This is a genomic window from Glutamicibacter sp. St.4D3, from assembly GCF_059728615.1.
Window position 1 is genome coordinate 3,079,456 of record NZ_AP039380.1, and the last position, 16,560, is coordinate 3,096,015.

A 16,560-nucleotide genomic window follows, 5' to 3' on the forward strand; every position below is an offset into this window, starting at 1 on the left:
CCTTTCGTACGGGGCAGGCGATGCGGCCCTGGCTGGCCGCACTATGGCGTGACGCTGAATCCCGAGGCCCAGTGGCGTCCATAGCGCGAGAGGTCGGCCAGCGTCTGCACCACCTGGTCCAGCCCCGGACGCGGCGCCGGGGCATCCAGCCACCACAGCAGGACCGCCACCTGCTCCCCCGCCCACGCCTGCGCGATGACCCGCAGATCCACGCGCGGACGCACATCCTGGGCGTGGACGCGGTCGGCGAAGATCTGTTCGGCGACCGCAGCCCAGCGCTCAATGAGCAGGCGAAGGCCGCGCCCGTCCCCCTCCCCGCGCAGGATCATCCGGTAGGTGTTGGGGTTCTTCGAGGCGTGCCCAAACAGCGCCCGCACCGGCTGGCCGGTGAAGCCGGCGTGTTCGCGGTCCACATCCTCCAGCAGCAGGCGCAGCTCGCCCAGGATGCTCTCCACCGTGTAGTCATACAGGGCTTCCTTCGTGGCGAAATGCGTGTAGAACGTTGCCCGCCCCACTGCGGCATGCGCCGCGACATGTTCGACTTTCACGGCGGCATAGCCCCGTTCCAGCACCAGTTCCACCAGTGAGTTGGACAGTGCGGCGCGGGTGCGCACCGTGCGCGGGTCTTCATAGCTCATGGTGCATTCATAGCAAACAAACTCCCCTCTGGACACTTCCTAGACAGTGTGTCTAAGATCATGACTAATCAATCGTTCTCTGGAGTAGGCATGAATCTTGGTATCTATCTGAATCGCTCGAAGCTCTACTGGCCCGACACCGAGGCCCTGGTCGCCGGGGACCGGCGCTGGACCTACCGCCAGCTCGACGATGACGCGAACCGCCTGGCCTCGGCCCTGGGCGGGCTGGGCGTGGAGGCCGGCACCAGCGTGGCCACCCTGGCCAGCAACCGCGGGGAACTGGTTGTCACCGAATTCGCCCTGGCCAAGTGCGGGGCGGTTCGGGTGCCGCTGAGCGTGCGCCTGGCCCCCACCGAAATCGCCCACGTGCTTTCCGACGCGCAGGTGCGGGTCATCCTGGTGGATCCCGAGCAGCTGGCCACCGCCCGCGACGCGATCAGCGCCGCCGGGGCGGACTGCCAGGTCGTGGTCTTTGACCCGGTGCCCGAGGCAAGGTCCGGGATCCTGGCCTACGAGGACCTGCTGGCCTCCGGCTCCACCGAGACCGTGGAGGTGGACGTTGCCGTGGACCACCCCGCGGTCCTGAACTTCACCTCCGGGTCCACCGGCACCCTGAAGGCCGCGGTGCAGACCGTGGGCAACCGGCTGGCCAACCTGCGCAAGATGACCATGAACCCGCAGGGCTCCATGTCCGCCGGCAGCATCTACCTGGTCACCGGGCCGATCACCCACGCCTCCGGGATGGGCGTGCTGGCGTGCGTATTCCGCGGGGTGAAGGTGGTGGTGCTGCCCAAGTTCAGCGCCGAGGAGTTCCTGGCCACCGTTGAGCGCGAGCGGGTGCAGCTGACCTTCATGGTCCCGGTCATGCTCAACCGCATCCTCAGCTTCCCGGGACGCGGGAAGTACGACATCTCCAGCCTCAAGGGCATCACCCTGGGCGGCTCGGCGATCTCCCCGGCCCGCCTGCGCGAGGCCTACGAGGCCTTTGGCCCGATCGTGAACCAGGGCTACGGGCAGGGCGAAACCACCAGCGCCGTGCTGTTCCTGACCAATGACGACGTCAGGCGCGGGGTGGAGGAGGACCCGCAGATCCTGCAGTCCTGCGGCCGGGCCGTGTACGACACGGAGGTGCGGGTCATCGACGAGGACGGCCAGCAGCTGCCGCCCGGCGAGGTGGGCGAACTGGTCGCCCGCGGCGCGGACTGCGTCACCGAGTACTTCCGCAGCCCCGAATCCACCGAGCAGACCTTCCGCAACGGCTGGGTGCACACCGGGGACCTGGGCTACATGCGCGAGGACGGCTACTTCTTCATCGTGGACCGCAAGAAGGACATGATCATCTCCGGCGGCTTCAACGTGTACTGCACCGAGGTCGAAAGCGTGCTCTACGAACACCCCGACGTCTTCGAGGCCATTGTCATCGGCGCCCCGGACGAGCGCTGGGGCGAAACCGTCAAGGCGTTCGTGGCCCTGCGCCCCGGCGCCAGCCTGACCCAGGAGCAGCTGCAGGAATTCTGTGCCCGCTCCCTGGCCAAGTACAAGGTGCCGCGCCTGGTCCAGTTCGTTGACGAGCTGCCCAAGAACCGCAACGGCAAGCCCGACCGCCGCGCCCTGCGCGAAGGCGAATGGGCGGCCAGCGACCGGAAGGTGGGTTAGCGAAATGACCTTCTCACTGCGACCCAGCTACCGCGAGAACCCGGCCCTGGCCGAACTGGTGGCCAGCCTGCGTGACTACCTGAACGGGGAACTGGCCGACTACGAGGCCGAACTGGGCATCAACCACGAATCCGTGCTGCAGCGCAGCATGCTGCAGCCGGTCTGGCGGCGCAGCCGCGAACTGGGCTTCTACGGCATCCACCTGCCGGCCGAATACGGCGGACGCGGGCTGAGCTATGTGGAGCTGGCGGCCCTGAAGGAAGAGGTCGCCGCCTCCCGCCGGGTGCTGGCCACCAGCGTGCTCGGGGACATGGGCGGCCCGCTGCGGGTCGGGGCGATCTTCCAGATCGCCACCGAGCAGCAGCGCGAAAAGTACCTGCTGCCGGTGGTCGCCGGCCAGCGGGCCTGCTGCTTCTCCATGACCGAAACCGATGCCGGCAGCGACGTGAAGGCCATGAGCACCACGGCCACCAAGGTGGCCGGCGGCTACCGGATCAGCGGGCACAAGGTGTTCTCCACCGGCGGTCCGTTCGCGGACTTCAGTGTGCTGATCGCCCGGATGGCCGGCACCGACAACGTCTACAGCGCCTTCCTGGTGGACCTGGACGCCCCCGGGGTGCAGGTGCTGCCGGGCCAGACCCCGCTCAGCGGCCAGCACATGGAGGCCGACATTGTCCTTCAGGACGCGTTCGTGCCGCAGGAGAACCTGCTGGGCGCGGAGGGTGAGGGCCTGAAGGTGGGCCTGGGCCGCGTGGTGGTCAACCGGCTGCTGCACTGCCCCACCGCCCTGGGGGCGGCGCGCACCGCACTGGAAATGGCGCTGGACTTCGCCGCCACCCGGATGATCGACGGTGAGCCGCTGATCCGCAAGCAGGCCATCGGCCACGAGCTGGCGCGCATGGCCACCGACTTCCAGGCCGCCCGCGCCCTGACCTATCAGAGCCTTGAGGCGCTGGACCGCGGGGAGGTGCCGGCCATCGACTCGTTCATGTGCAAGTACCTGGTGGCGGAGAACTCGTTCAGGATCGCGGATGCCTCCCTGCAGATCCACGGCAAGGCCGGGATGGTCCAGGGTTCGCCCATTGACCAGATCTGGCGCAGCCTGCGGATGTTCCGGATGCTGACCGGCTCCTCGGAAATCCAGCTGAACGGGATCGCCCGCCAGCTGGCCAAGCAGGCCGGGCAGAAGAACCTGGAGGTGGCCAAATGAGCCCGCACACCGCCGTGGCGCACGATTCCCTGCGCGGCTTCATCGCCACCCGCAGCGATCCGCTGATCCGGGACGAGAACGGCGAGGTCGTGGTGGATCTGGCGGAATACGCGTTCCTGCAGCAGGACCCGGCGCCCAGCGCCGATGCGAAACTGTGGACGCATTCGCGGCACACCGCCGCCCACGGGTTGTTTGAGATCTGCCCCGGCTTCTACCAGGTACGCGGCTTCGACCTGGCGGCGATGACGTTGATTGAGACCACGCACGGGGTGCTGGTGCTGGATGTGCTTTCCTGCAACGCCACCGCCGCGGCCGCCCTGGAGCTCTACTTCCAGCACCGCGGACGCCGCCCGGTCACCGCGGTGGTCATCACCCACCCGCACGCCGACCACTTCGGCGGGTTCGGCGCGGTGCGCGAACACCTGGCCGAGGACGCGGCGATCATCGTGCCGCGCGGCTTCCGGGAACACGCGATCAGCGAGAACATCCAGCTGGGGCCGGCCATGAAGCGCCGGGCCGGGTACATGTACGGTTCGGCGCTTTCCGCCGGGTCCGAGGGGCACCTGGGCTGCGGCATCGGCCAGCGGGTCGCGGCCGGGCCGATGAGCCTGCCCGAACCCACCGTGCTGGCCGAGGCCACCGGCGAGCGCTTCACCGTGGACGGGCTGGAATTCGAGGTGCAGCTGACCCCGGGCACCGAGGCCCCGGCGGAAATGAACCTCTACTTCCCGGCCGGGAACGTGCTGTGCATGGCGGAGAACGCCCTGCACAGCATGCACAACATCCTGACCCTGCGCGGGGCGGAGGTGCGCGACGCGCAGGCCTGGAGCCGCTACCTGGATGAGGCGCTGCGCCGCTACGGGGCGAAGGCCCAGGTGCTGTTCGCCACCCACCACTGGCCCACCTGGGGCAACGAGCAGATCCGCGACTTCTTGAGCGTCCAGCGTGATCTATACGGCTACCTGCACGACCAGACGGTGCGGCTGATCAACCTGGGGTGCACGCCGCGGGAAATCGCCGAGCAGCTGGTGCTGCCCCCGGCGCTGGAGGCCCGGGACTGCGCCCAGGGCTTCTACGGCTCGCTGAGCCACAACGTCAAGGGCATCTACCAGCGCTACCTGGGCTGGTACGACGCGAACCCGGCGAACCTGTGGCCGCTGCCGCCGCAGGATGAATCCCGGCGCTGGGTGCAGCTGCTGGGCGGCGCCGAGGCGGCCCTGGCCACCCTGCGCGGCCAGCTGGGCGCACTGGGTGAACCCGGCGCGCAGCCTACCGAACAGGTGGACACCGGGCAGCTGCGCTTCGCCGCGACCGTGCTGAACCACCTTGTGTTCGCCGCACCCCAGCTGGGTGCGGCCCGCGAACTGCTGGCCCGGGTCTACCGGCAGCTGGGCTACAGCTGCCGCAACGCCACCTGGCGCAACATCTACCTCACCGGGGCCGGCGAACTGCTGCACGGCCCGGTGAGGGAAACCGGGGGTTCACGCATCGGCGCCGGGGTGGATTTGTCCACCATGCTGGACGTGCTGGCCGTGCGCATCAACGCCCCGGAAGCCTGGGACCGGCCGCTGGGCATTGACCTGCACGCCACCGACACCGGAGCGCGGATCCACCTGCGCCTGTCCAACGGGGTGCTGCACCACCACGAGGTGGACAAAGCCGGGGACGCGGACTGCTGCCCGCCGTCGCAGGCGGCCTTCACCGGCCCGGCCGCGGCCCTGCCCGGGGCGCTGCGCGGGAAGCTGGAGACCGTGCAGGCCAGCGGGGACGTGGCCGCCACGCTGCAGCGCCTGCAGCGCATCATCCAGGCCCCGGACCCCGGCTTCGCCATCGTCACCCCGTAGCCGGCTCCCGGCCCACGGCATCCAAACAACGTACAGAGCACCGCCAAGAAGGAGAAAACCATGAGCGTCTCAGCCGCAACCGATTCCCAGAAGGACACCAAGCCGGCGTCGAAGAAGACCGCCCAGCTGCCCGACCACGACATCTTCCTGCTCGACGAGCGCGATGACGAGCAGGTGCGCCAGGTGCGAGAAAAGATCCGCGCGTTCAACACCGAACACGTCGAGCCGATCATCAACGACTACTGGGAGCGCGCCGAGTTCCCGTTCGAGCTGATCAAGCCGCTGGCCGCGCTGAACATTGCCGGGGGCACCATCACCGGCAACGGCTGCCCGGGGCTCTCGGTGCGCGCCTCCGCGGCGGTGTCGGTGGAGCTGGCCCGCTGCGACGGGTCGATCAACACCTTCTTCGGCGTCCACTCCGGCCTGGCGATGGGCTCGATCAACATGCTGGGCAATGCGCAGCAGCGGGCCCGCTTCCTGCCGGCCATGGCCAGGCTGGAGAAGATCGGCGCCTTCGCCCTGACCGAGCCGGAGCACGGCTCGGACTCCGTGGCCCTGGAGACCAGCGCCCGGCGTGAGGGCGACAACTGGGTGCTCAACGGCGCCAAGCGCTGGATCGGCAACGCCTCCTACGCCAACATCGTCATCATCTACGCCCGCGACGAGGCCGACGGGCAGGTCAAGGCGTTCGTGCTGGAGCGCGAACCGGGCACCGAGTTCCCGGCCGGGTTCGCCCCGACCGTGATCACCGGCAAGGTCGGCAAGCGCGCCATCCTGCAGCCGGACATCGTCATCAAGGACCTGGTGATCCCCGAGGCCAACCGCCTGGAGCACTGCAACTCCTTCAAGGACGTGAACAAGGTGCTGAACGCGACCCGCGCCGGGGTGGCCTTCGAGTCCCTGGGACATGCGATCTCCGTGTACGAGGACGCGGTGAAGTACACCGCGAACCGGGTGCAGTTCGGCAAGCCGATCGCCAGCTTCCAGCTGGTGCAGAACAAGCTGGCGAACCTGCTGGCCGAGGTCAGCGCCATCAAGCTGTATGTGGACCGGATCCTGGAACTGCAGGAATCCGGGCAGATGACCGGCACCATGGCCTCACTGGCCAAGATGTACTGCTCGCGCACCGCGCTGCAGGTGGCCAGCACCGCCCGCGACCTGCTCGGCGGCAACGGCCTGCTGCTGGAAAACCATGTGGCCCGCCACCTGACCGACATGGAGGTGGTCTACACCTATGAGGGCACCGACCACATGCAGTCGCTGATTGTCGGCCGGGCCATCACCGGCATCTCCGCCTTCGCCTAACCACCACGAACCCCCAAGGACACCTCATGAACGACGCCGTCATTGTCAGTGCGGTGCGCTCCCCGATCGGGCGCGCCCACAAGGGCAGCCTGCGCGAAATGCGCTCCGATGAAATGGCCCACCAGATCACCAGCGAAGCCATCGCCCGGGTGCCGGGGCTGCAGCCCGAGCAGATCGATGACCTGGTCCTGGGCTGCGGCATCCCGGAAGGGGAAAACGGGTCGAACCTGGCCCGGGTGGTGGCCGTGCGCAACGGCTGGGACACGGTGCCGGGCACCACGGTCACCCGCTTCTGCGCCTCCAGCGTGCAAAGCACCCGGATGGCCCTTCACGCCATCCGCGCCGGGGAAGGGGAAATCTTCGTCTCCGCCGGGGTGGAGTCCACCAGCTCGCTCGGACGCCACCGCCTGGACTCCGATGTGCGCAACCCCCACTTCCGCGACGCCTGGCAGCGCACCGCGAAGCGGGCCGAGGGCGGTGCCCAGACCTGGAGCGACCCGCGCGGGCAGGGACTGGTTCCGGACATCTACATCGCCATGGGCCAGACCGCGGAGAACGTCGCCCAGCTGCGCTCGGTCAGCCGCGCCGACCAGGACGCCTGGGCGCTGCTCTCCCAGCAGCGGGCGCAGGCCGCGGCCGAACGCGGGTTCTGGGACAAGGACATCACCGCGCTGACCCTGCCCGACGGCAGCACCGTCAGCACCGATGACTCCCCCCGCCCGGGCACCACCGCCCAGGGGCTGGCAGAGCTTGAACCGGTGTTCCGCCCGGACGGGACGGTCACCGCCGGCAACGCCTGCCCGCTGAACGACGGGGCCGCGGCCCTGGTGATCATGAGCTCGGCCAAGGCCGCCGAACTCGGGGTGCAGCCGCTGGCGCGGATCGTGTCCACCGGTCTCAGCGCCCTGTCCCCGGAAATCATGGGCCTGGGACCGGTCACCGCCACCCGCCAGGCGCTGCAGCGCGCCGGCATGGGCATCAAGGACATTGACCTGGTGGAGCTGAACGAGGCGTTCGCCGCCCAGGTGCTGCCCAGCGCCGAGGACTTGGGCATTGACCACGACCGGCTGAACGTCAACGGCGGGGCCATTGCCCTGGGCCACCCCTGGGGGATGACCGGGGCGCGGATCACCACCACCCTGATCAACTCGCTGACCGAACGCGGCGCCGGCACCGGACTGGTGACCATGTGCGTGGGCGGCGGGCAGGGCATGGCCATGGTCATTGAACGCCTGGGCTAGCCCGCACCCTTCGCGCACCGAATCAACTTGCAACGAAAGAGAAGCCATTACATGAGCAACCAACGCACCGCCATCGTCACCGGGGCCGCCCGCGGCATCGGGGCGGCCATCGCCGCCCGCCTGGCCGCTGCCGGGATGAACATCGCCGCCGTGGACCTGCAGGAGGAGCACTGCCGGGACACCGTCGAGCAGATCAACCAGGCCGGCGGCACCGCGGCGGCCTTCGGCGCCGACGTCTCCGATGAGCAGTCCGTCGAGGAGCTGGTGCAGCGCATCGCCGAGCAGCTCGGCGCCCCCACCGTGCTGGTGAACAACGCCGGGGTGCTGCGCGACAACCTGCTGTTCAAGATGAGCGCCAGTGACTGGGACACGGTGATGAACGTGCACCTGCGCGGGCACTTCCTGATGTCCCGGGCCGTGCAGCGCCACATGACCGAGGCCGGCTGGGGGCGGATCATCAACCTGTCCTCCACCTCGGCGCTGGGCAACCGCGGGCAGGCGAACTACTCGGCCGCGAAGGCCGGGATCCAGGGCTTCACCAAGACCCTGGCCATTGAGCTGGGCCAGTTCGGCGTCACCGTCAACGCGATCGCCCCGGGGCTGATCGAGACCGCGATGACCCGGGCGACCGCCGAACGCATGAAGGTGCCCTACGAGGTGTTCACCGCCAAGGCCGCCGAACACATCCCGGTGCGCCGCACCGGCAAGCCGCAGGACATTGCCGCCGCCGCCGCGTTCTTCGCCTCCGAGGACGCCTCCTTCATTTCCGGGCAGATCCTGTACGTGGCGGGAGGACCCCATGCCTGAGCAGAACCTGACCGACTCCCCCACCCTCTTTCCCAACCTGCAGGCCTTCGCCCAGGCCGCCGGGCAGCACCTGGGCCACAGCCCGTGGGTGCGGGTAACCCAGGAGCAGGTGAACCTGTTCGCCGACGCCACCGATGACCACCAGTGGATCCACGTGGATCCCGAGCGTGCCGCCAACGGGCCGTTTGGGGCCACCATTGCCCACGGGTTCCTCTCCCTGTCCCTGCTGCCCTCCTTCCTGCGCCAGATCTACACCGTTCAGGGCCTGCGCATGGGGGTGAACTACGGACTGAACAAGGTGCGCTTCCCCGCCCCGGTGAAGGTCGGGGCGCAGCTGCGGGCCGGCGCCGAGCTGGTCTCGGCCGAACCCACCGAGCGCGGGCTGCTGTCCACCATCAAGGTGACAGTTGAGGCCAAGGACGTGCCCGCCCCCGTGTGCGTGGCCGAGTTCCTGACCCTGCAGGCCTAGCCGGATACCAGCCGGGTGCACCCCGGCACCGAATCACCGTCCACACCATGCATGAGAAGCGAAAGTAGCACCATGAAGTCCTATGCGGCATTTGAAGACCTGAGCATCCGCGAGGTCATCAGCGAAGAGAAGGACCTGGCACCGCACGAGGTGCGTCTGTCCATCACCCACTGCGGGGTCTGCCACTCCGACATCCACCTGCGCGAGGGCCACTACGACCTGGGCAGCCGCGGGAAGCTGGAGCTGGCCAAGACCGGCATTACCTACCCGATGGTGCTCGGCCATGAGATCGTGGGCACCGTGAGCGCGGTGGGCAGCGAAGTGACCGGCGCGCAGCCCGGGGACAGCCGGATGGTCTACCCGTGGCTGGGTTGCGGCAAGTGCGCCACCTGTTTGGCCGGGGATGAGAACCTGTGCGCCTACAACACCTCCATCGGCCTGGTGCGCCCCGGCGGCTACGCCGAGGCGATCACCGTTCCGCATGAGAAGTACCTGCTCGGGCACACCGGCATCGACCCACGCTGGGCGGCCACGCTCAGCTGCTCGGGGTTGACCGCCTACTCGGCGGCGCGCAAGGTGCTGCCGCTGGACCCGCAGGCCCTGGTCGTGGTCATCGGTGTCGGCGGGGTGGGCGGCATGGCCGTGAACATCCTCTCCGCCCTGGGGCACCGCAACATCACCGCGGTGGACCTGAATCCGGAAAACCTGAAGCACGCGCAGGCGGCCGGGGCCAGCAACACCCTGCTGCTGCCGGGCAACGGCCAGCGGGCCGAGCAGCAGGGAGATCTGCGCGGCAAGGCCCGCGCGGTGATCGACTTCGTGAACAACGGGACCACCGCTGAGCTGGGCTTTGACCTGCTGGCCAAGGGCGGCACGCAGATCATGGTGGGCCTGTTCGGCGGAGAGCTGGTGGTGCCCACGGCCATCATGGCCACCAAGGCGCTGAACCTGCGCGGCAGCTATGTTGGCAGCCTGGGTGAGCTGAAGGAACTGGTGGAGCTGGCGGCCACCGGCAAGATCAAGCCGCTGCGCCTAAGCGCCGGGGAGCTCAGCGCCCCGGGCGTCAGCGCCGCCCTGCAGGACTTGTCCGAAGGCAAGGTCACCGGGCGCCTGGTGCTCGAACCCGTAGGGGCCTAACCCCTCCCACGCCCCGGCCGGTCCCGGCATCCCCGCCCCTGCGGCGCGGATGCCGGGACCGGCCTGCTTTAACCGAGTTGTTTCATTGGTTGCCTGGAGGCGGCTGAAGCAACTGGGCTGCGACGCAGTACAGAACCTGCGCCTATCCTCGGGTTCCAAAGGAGTTAAGGGTGAAGGCCGCGCGCTACTACGACCGCAAGAATATTCAAGTTATGCCCGGTCGTCCGGAACGAGGCTTCAAACCGCCGGGGCGATCGCCGCACGTCACATCACTCTATGGTGCACTATTGACTCATGAGTTACGGGCTTTAAATCGAGACAGCTGGAAAACCACCAGAAAAAGAACAAGGGCTACTAATAGATGGACAGATGATTCATTGCTGGCTTTGAGCAACCAACCCTTTATGCCAGTCATGGTTCCATCTGCAACGCTCTGCAACGGGTCACGTCCAGGCCCACTTGAAAAGTTGATAATCAGCAAAACACCGGAAGATACTACAAAACTAGTACTCACCGCTAATCTGACTGGCAGCGAGAAATTCCGAGGAGCATAAGCGACAATGTACGCGGTTAGTACTCCCATGCACATGATTGCAGTCATTTGGAGGGCCGGAATTTTCGGATCTTGAACCCCAACTACAATGTTGTTGAGATTAAGGACAGCGCCACTTCTGGTCGCTGTGGCCTAGACAGACAAGATGCCCACTACAGCCATATAGACGACCGACGTGAGGCACCCACCCACGGTAGCGATGAGAAGATTAACCCACTTGATCTTTAACATTTAGTTCCTCGGAAATTTTCGCGTCCCTTAATGCACCCAACAATCTAGTTTAGCGTTTCCTCCTATATTTTGAAAAAACCAAGAATAGTTACTGCGAGCGTTTTTTGTCGTCTGGGTCTTATATTGTTAATCATTCCTGCGTTACCTGCATTGAAGGCTACAACCTGATATCCGGGATGCGGGTAATAAGTTCTGATGGTGTGGCTGCCGATGCCCAGGGCAACACTTGAAGAACCTCCAACGCCGTTAAGCCATCGCTGCGCCCGGCGCCAGCCGGATCAGAGACCCAGGCGCATCCACTTGTCGGTGCGGGCCCGCACCCCCAGGGTTATCATCCGGGCCAGCATGTATCCCCCGGCGAAGGACACCCAGATCCAGATCATGGAGCTGAGCTGGTCCTGGGCAAGGACATCCACTGCCCAGAGCATCGGCAGGTAGGCGGCCAGGTTCACCACGCCCACCAGTCCCAGGTAACGGGCGTCCCCCGCTCCCATCAGCACCCCGTCCAGCACGAACACCACGCCGCAGATCGGCTGCGAGATGGCCAGCAGCCACAGCCCCGGGGTGGCCAGTTCATGCACCGAGGAATCGGAGCTGAGCAGCACCGGCAGCACCCAGGACAGGGCGAAGATGAACAGGCCGGTGAAGATCCCGAAGTAGACGCCCCAACGGGTCATCACCCCGGTCAGCTTGGTGGCCTGCTCCTTGTCCCCGGCCCCCAGCTCCTTGCCGATCAGCGCCTGCGCGGCAATCGCCAGTGCGTCCAGGGCGAAGGCCAGGAAGGAGAAGAGGGTGAACACCAGCTGGTGAGCAGCCAGCGTCACCTCGCCGGCGTTCGTAGCCACCACCACCGTGGCCAGCAAGGCAATGCGCATGGTGGCGTTGCGCAGCATCAGCCATGACCCCACGTGTCCGGTGGCCTTGAATCCCGCCCAGGTGGGAGCCAACGGCAGTCCGGCCTGGCGGATCTGCGGAATGATCAACCGGAAGTAGACCAGAGCCATGACCCACTGGGCGATCGAGGTGCCCAGCGCCGCCCCGCTGACGGACATGTTGAACCCGTAGACCAGCGTGAAGTTCAGGACAATGTTCAACCCGAAACCGGCGGAGGCCACGATCAGCGGGGTCTTGGTGTCCTGCATGCCGCGCAGCACGCCGGTGGCGGCAAAGACCAGCAGCATGGCCGTCACCCCGGGCAGGGAGTACATGATGTAATCCACCGCGAACTGCTGCACGGCGCCCTCGGCCCCCATCAACCGCACCAATGGTTCGGCGCCAAAATACCCAATGACGGTCAGCACCAGGCCCAGGGCCAGGGCAAACCACATGCCGTCGCGCCCGGCAGCCATGGCCCGACCAAACTGGCCGGCCCCGATGGCCCGGGCCACGGCGGGAGTGGTGGCGTAGGCCAAGAAGATCATCAACCCCACCGCGGTCTGGATGACCGTGGTCCCCAGACCCGCACCGGCCAGCTCGGAGACACCCAGGTGCCCGATGATCGCGGTGTCGGCCAGCAGGAATAGCGGCTCGGCGATCAGCGCGCCGAGCGCGGGAATCGCCAGCGCCAGGATCTGGCGTGCCATGGAGCGGTTGGATTCGGTGGGTGCGGTGCGAGGCTTCACGGAACTACTCTACGAAGCCGGTCCGGGCATCTCCATTTCGGCGCCGCGGGCCGCGTCATGCTCGCCCCGAATACGTCACCGTGTCTTCACAAGATATCCAGCTTCCCGTCAACTGGCGCCCCTACGATGGGCAGGATGAACACCGCTGCCTCTTCCCCGAAACCAGCTGCCCCTGCCCGGGACCCCTGGGAAGTGTTTGCCGTGTTCCTGCGCCTGGGCCTGACCTCCTTCGGCGGCCCGGTCGCTCACCTGGGCTACTTCCACAACGAGTTTGTGGTGCGCCGCCGCTGGCTGAAGGAAAACACCTACGCCGATCTGGTGGCCCTGTGCCAGTTCCTGCCCGGGCCGGCTTCCAGCCAGGTGGGCATGGCCGTGGGGCTGCAGCGCGCCGGGCTGCCCGGGATGCTGCTGGCCTGGGTTGGCTTCACCCTGCCCTCGGCGCTGCTGCTCTTTGGGTTCGCCTTGGGAGCTCCATGGCTGTCGGACACCCTGGGCACCGGCTGGATCAGCGGCCTGAAGGCGGCGGCCGTTGCCGTGGTGGCGCACGCGGTAATTTCGATGGCCAGGATGCTGACCCCCGATGCCCGCCGCGCGACTCTTGCCGTAGCCACCATGGGCGTGGTCCTGTTGCTGCCCGGCCCGCTCACCCAGGTGTTGGCCATGCTCGGCGCTGCCCTGATCGGGCTGCTGTGGCTTCCGGTGCCGGAAGCGGCCGGCCAGCAGGAGGCGCAGCTGAAGCCGAAGGTGGCCCGGGCGCTCTCGGTCACCTGTCTGGTCCTGTTTGTCCTGCTGCTGGCTTTGCTCCCGGTACTGCGCGCCCTGACCTCCACTGCCGTGGTGGCGCTGACGGATGTCTTCTACCGTACCGGCGCGCTGGTGTTTGGCGGCGGGCATGTTGTATTGCCCCTCTTGGAATCTGAAATGGTAGGCAATAGCCTGGTTGACCAGGAAGTATTCCTCGCCGGATATGGAGCGGCGCAGGCGGTTCCCGGCCCTTTGTTCACCTTCTCGTCATTCCTTGGGGCCAGTGCGCAGCTGCCTTTGGCGTCCTGGGCCGGGGCGTTGATTGCCCTGGTGGCGATCTTCCTGCCTTCTGCACTGCTGGTGATCGGCGTGCTGCCATTCTGGCAAGGGCTGCGGCACAATGCGATCGTGCGCCGCGCCCTGGGCGGGGTGAATGCCGCCGTGGTAGGTCTGCTCGCCGCCGCACTGTATTCGCCGGTGTTCACTCACGGTGTGCCCAATACCGCCACGTTCGTAGTCGCGGCGCTAGCCTTCGTTGCCTTGTCCGGATGGAAGGCCCCGGCCTGGGCGGTGGCACTGGGTGCGGCGGTCCTTGGCGGCTTCCTGTTGTAGTCCGCGGGGACATTTCTGGCCCCGACCCCAGCACAGCAATCACAAACCGCACCAGGCTCTGTCGCGCAGGCAGTGTTCAAAGTAGCGTGGTGGCTAATCGACCAGGAGGACAGGGACCAACCATGAACCCAGCAGATGCACCATGGCAATGCGCAGGATGCGCAGTGGAGTTCGAACCCTCGCGCACCCTGCCCACCCATTGCCCCATTTGCGAAGACGAGCGCCAGTACATCCCCGGTGGCACTCAACGCTGGACCTGTTCCGAAACACTTGAGCGCGAGGGCCACCAGATCCAGGTGCGGGAGCTGGAGGAGGGTTTGACCGCCCTACGGGCACCCGGGGTGGGAATCGGGCAAAGCGCACTGCTGCTCCGTTCCGAAGACGGGAACCTGCTCTTTGACGTCCCCGGGATGATCAGTTCCCATGCGGTGGAGGTCATTCGGGAACTCGGTGGTATTGCGGCCATTGTGGCCAGCCACCCGCACATGTACGGCGTGCAGGTGCAGTACAGCCAGGCCTTTGATGATGCACCGATTTATGTGGCCGAGGCCGACAAGCAGTGGGTGCAGCGCAGCAGCGATGCCATCCGCTACTGGAGCGAGTCCTTTGAGGTGCTGCCGGGCATCTGGCTGCATCAAGTGGGCGGCCACTTCCCCGGAAGCACCGTGGCCGAGTGGGCCGCGGGAGCCCGGGGCGGTGGCGCGTTGCTGGCCGGGGACGCAGTCTTTCCCGTGGCCGATGGCAATGTCACCTTCCTGCGTAGCTACCCCAACCGGATCCCGCTCTCGGCGGCGGTGGTGCGACGCATGGCCGCCCAACTAGACAGCCTGCGCTTTGACCGCCTCTACAATAATTTCGCCGCCTGCGTCCCGTCAGATGCCCACCGGGTCGTGCAGTTCTCCGCCGAACGCTACGCCAGGTGGGTTGACGGAGACTACGACGAGCTGACCTAGCGGCATGGCGCGCTTATTTCCTGCGCGCCCTGACGATCTGCAGCACCTTTTCTTCGGCGTCTTCACCGGCCGGGATTCCGCCGGGAACCTTGACGAAGTACACGGCCCCAAGGACCCACCACAGCGCGAAGGTCAGCCACGGCTCCCAGCTCAGTGAGGCGGGCATGCCGGGCATGTACAGGCTAAACAGCGCCGCGGTGAGCAGCACCGAGATCCAACCGATGACCTCGCCGAAGCGCCCCGGACCACCGATGCGCAAAGGCCGGGTCATGTTCGGCTCCCGGCGGCGCAGCAGCAGGAATGTCACGGAGACCAGGAAGTAGGCGATGATGATGCTCGGTGCCCCGGAATCCACGAGCCAGCCAAGCATTTCCGCACCGAAGAACGGGGCCAGAAGTGAAATGCCGCCAATGAAAATCAACGCGTTGCTCGGAGCCTGATACTTGGGGTGGACCCTGGCAAACCATTGCGGCAGCATCCCGGAACGTGCCAGTGAGAAGACCAGCCGGGAGGCGCCCAGCAGCAGTGAGTTCCAGGAGGTCAGGATCCCCGCGATTCCGCCGGCGATCAGGATCTTCGCCATGATTTGGGAGTTAAACAGCGCGCCGAAGGCATCGGCAGTGGCGATGTCCGCGTTGGCCAGTTCGCTGGCGGGCATTGCCGATGAAGTTGTCAGGACGACCATGATGTACCAAACGGTTGCCATGAGCACCGAAACCACCACCAGCTTGCCGATCTGCCGGGAGGGGATCTTCACTTCCTCCGCGGACTGCGGGATCACGTCAAAGCCGATGAAGAGGAACGGGACCGCCACCAGCACCGCGAAGAAGCCGGACATTCCGGGAGTGAACCAGGGTTCCATATTTGATGCTTCGCCGGAGGTCACCGAGCCGAAGATCATCATGGCGCCGACCGCCAGCAGGAAGAGCACTGTGAACGTCTGAACGACGCTGGCCTGCTTCACGCCGCGCACGTTGATCCAGGTGATGAAAAGCCCGGCCGCCACACCCACCAACGCCCAGGTCAGGTTCACTTCGAATCCGGCCACCTTCCATAGCGGAATCCGGCTCATGCCCGGGAAGATGTATTCCACGGTACGGGGGAAGGCAACCGCCTCGAACGCCACGATGGTCACGTATCCACCGGTGATGGCCCATGAACCGATGAATGACGGTCGGGGGCCAAGTGCGCGGAGAATGAAGTTGTGTTCACCCCCGGCCTTGGGCATCGATGCGGTTAGTTCCGCATAGGTCAGGCCCACCACGGCCATGATGCCGCCGCCGACCATGATGGCGACCATGGCACCCAGGGTTCCGGCGTTGGAAAGCCAGCCGCCGGTGAGGACGACCCACCCGAAACCGATCATGGCGCCAAAGCCCAGCGCCAGGGCATCCCAGTTCCCCAGGGTCTTGGCCAGGGTCGTATACCCGTGGGGTGATGTTGCATTGTGTGTCTTGCTCATCGACACCTTCCTGCGTGATCTCCACCCTCTCCGTTGAAGGGCCGCAGAAAATCCTGCCGGATGTGTTGGCGCCGGG

The 16,560-nt window shown here is 66.5% G+C and carries 14 protein-coding genes; 11 read left to right on the forward strand and 3 right to left on the reverse strand.

What is annotated here, in order from left to right:
• Positions 1–41 precede the first annotated feature (41 nt).
• Positions 42–638, reverse strand: a complete 597-nt coding sequence (locus AC6I21_RS14220; RefSeq protein ID WP_497762685.1) for a TetR/AcrR family transcriptional regulator — start codon at positions 636–638, stop codon at positions 42–44.
• A 90-nt stretch (positions 639–728) separates the two neighbouring features.
• On the opposite strand from AC6I21_RS14220, the gene AC6I21_RS14225 reads away from it, so the two are divergent.
• The 9 genes from AC6I21_RS14225 (at position 729) to AC6I21_RS14265 (ending at position 10,861) form a co-directional block, all read left to right on the forward strand.
• The gene (locus AC6I21_RS14225; RefSeq protein WP_497762686.1) at positions 729–2,294 is read left to right on the forward strand and encodes a class I adenylate-forming enzyme family protein; all 1,566 of its coding nucleotides are present in this window, start codon (positions 729–731) and stop codon (positions 2,292–2,294) included.
• 4 nt (positions 2,295–2,298) lie between these two features.
• Positions 2,299–3,504: an acyl-CoA dehydrogenase family protein gene (locus tag AC6I21_RS14230; RefSeq protein ID WP_497762687.1), complete on the forward strand. Its 1,206-nt coding sequence runs from the start codon at positions 2,299–2,301 to the stop codon at positions 3,502–3,504.
• The gene (locus AC6I21_RS14235) at positions 3,501–5,348 is read left to right on the forward strand and encodes an alkyl/aryl-sulfatase (protein ID WP_497762688.1); all 1,848 of its coding nucleotides are present in this window, start codon (positions 3,501–3,503) and stop codon (positions 5,346–5,348) included. The genes AC6I21_RS14230 and AC6I21_RS14235 overlap by 4 nt, the downstream gene beginning before the upstream one ends.
• A 60-nt stretch (positions 5,349–5,408) precedes the next feature.
• A complete protein-coding gene (locus AC6I21_RS14240; protein WP_497762689.1) occupies positions 5,409–6,653 on the forward strand; it encodes an acyl-CoA dehydrogenase family protein in 1,245 nt (414 codons plus the stop codon).
• Positions 6,654–6,679: 26 nt separating this feature from the next.
• The gene (locus AC6I21_RS14245) at positions 6,680–7,894 is read left to right on the forward strand and encodes an acetyl-CoA C-acetyltransferase (protein WP_497762690.1); all 1,215 of its coding nucleotides are present in this window, start codon (positions 6,680–6,682) and stop codon (positions 7,892–7,894) included.
• 51 nt (positions 7,895–7,945) lie between these two features.
• Complete coding sequence (fabG, locus tag AC6I21_RS14250; protein WP_497762691.1) at positions 7,946–8,701, forward strand: 3-oxoacyl-ACP reductase FabG; 756 nt, start codon at positions 7,946–7,948, stop codon at positions 8,699–8,701.
• Positions 8,694–9,170 carry a MaoC family dehydratase gene (locus AC6I21_RS14255; RefSeq protein ID WP_497762692.1) on the forward strand — a complete coding sequence of 159 codons (477 nt, stop codon included), beginning with the start codon at positions 8,694–8,696 and terminating at the stop codon, positions 9,168–9,170. The genes fabG and AC6I21_RS14255 overlap by 8 nt, the downstream gene beginning before the upstream one ends.
• Positions 9,171–9,242: 72 nt before the next feature.
• A complete protein-coding gene (locus tag AC6I21_RS14260; protein WP_497762693.1) occupies positions 9,243–10,307 on the forward strand; it encodes an alcohol dehydrogenase in 1,065 nt (354 codons plus the stop codon).
• Positions 10,308–10,477: 170 nt separating this feature from the next.
• The gene (locus tag AC6I21_RS14265) at positions 10,478–10,861 is read left to right on the forward strand and encodes a hypothetical protein (RefSeq protein WP_497762694.1); all 384 of its coding nucleotides are present in this window, start codon (positions 10,478–10,480) and stop codon (positions 10,859–10,861) included.
• A 508-nt stretch (positions 10,862–11,369) separates the two neighbouring features.
• Here AC6I21_RS14265 and AC6I21_RS14270 read toward each other — a convergent pair.
• Positions 11,370–12,674 carry an MATE family efflux transporter gene (locus AC6I21_RS14270; protein WP_138927273.1) on the reverse strand — a complete coding sequence of 435 codons (1,305 nt, stop codon included), beginning with the start codon at positions 12,672–12,674 and terminating at the stop codon, positions 11,370–11,372.
• Between the two features lie 174 nt (positions 12,675–12,848).
• On the opposite strand from AC6I21_RS14270, the gene chrA reads away from it, so the two are divergent.
• Both chrA and AC6I21_RS14280 read left to right on the forward strand, forming a co-directional pair.
• A complete protein-coding gene (gene chrA / locus AC6I21_RS14275; RefSeq protein WP_497762695.1) occupies positions 12,849–14,069 on the forward strand; it encodes a chromate efflux transporter in 1,221 nt (406 codons plus the stop codon).
• Between the two features lie 164 nt (positions 14,070–14,233).
• Entirely contained in the window at positions 14,234–15,022 is a 789-nt protein-coding gene (locus AC6I21_RS14280) for an MBL fold metallo-hydrolase (protein ID WP_497762696.1), read from the forward strand.
• A 13-nt stretch (positions 15,023–15,035) separates the two neighbouring features.
• Here AC6I21_RS14280 and AC6I21_RS14285 read toward each other — a convergent pair whose 3' ends face one another.
• Positions 15,036–16,484 carry an APC family permease gene (locus tag AC6I21_RS14285; protein WP_497762697.1) on the reverse strand — a complete coding sequence of 483 codons (1,449 nt, stop codon included), beginning with the start codon at positions 16,482–16,484 and terminating at the stop codon, positions 15,036–15,038.
• Between the last annotated feature and the right edge of the window lie 76 nt (positions 16,485–16,560).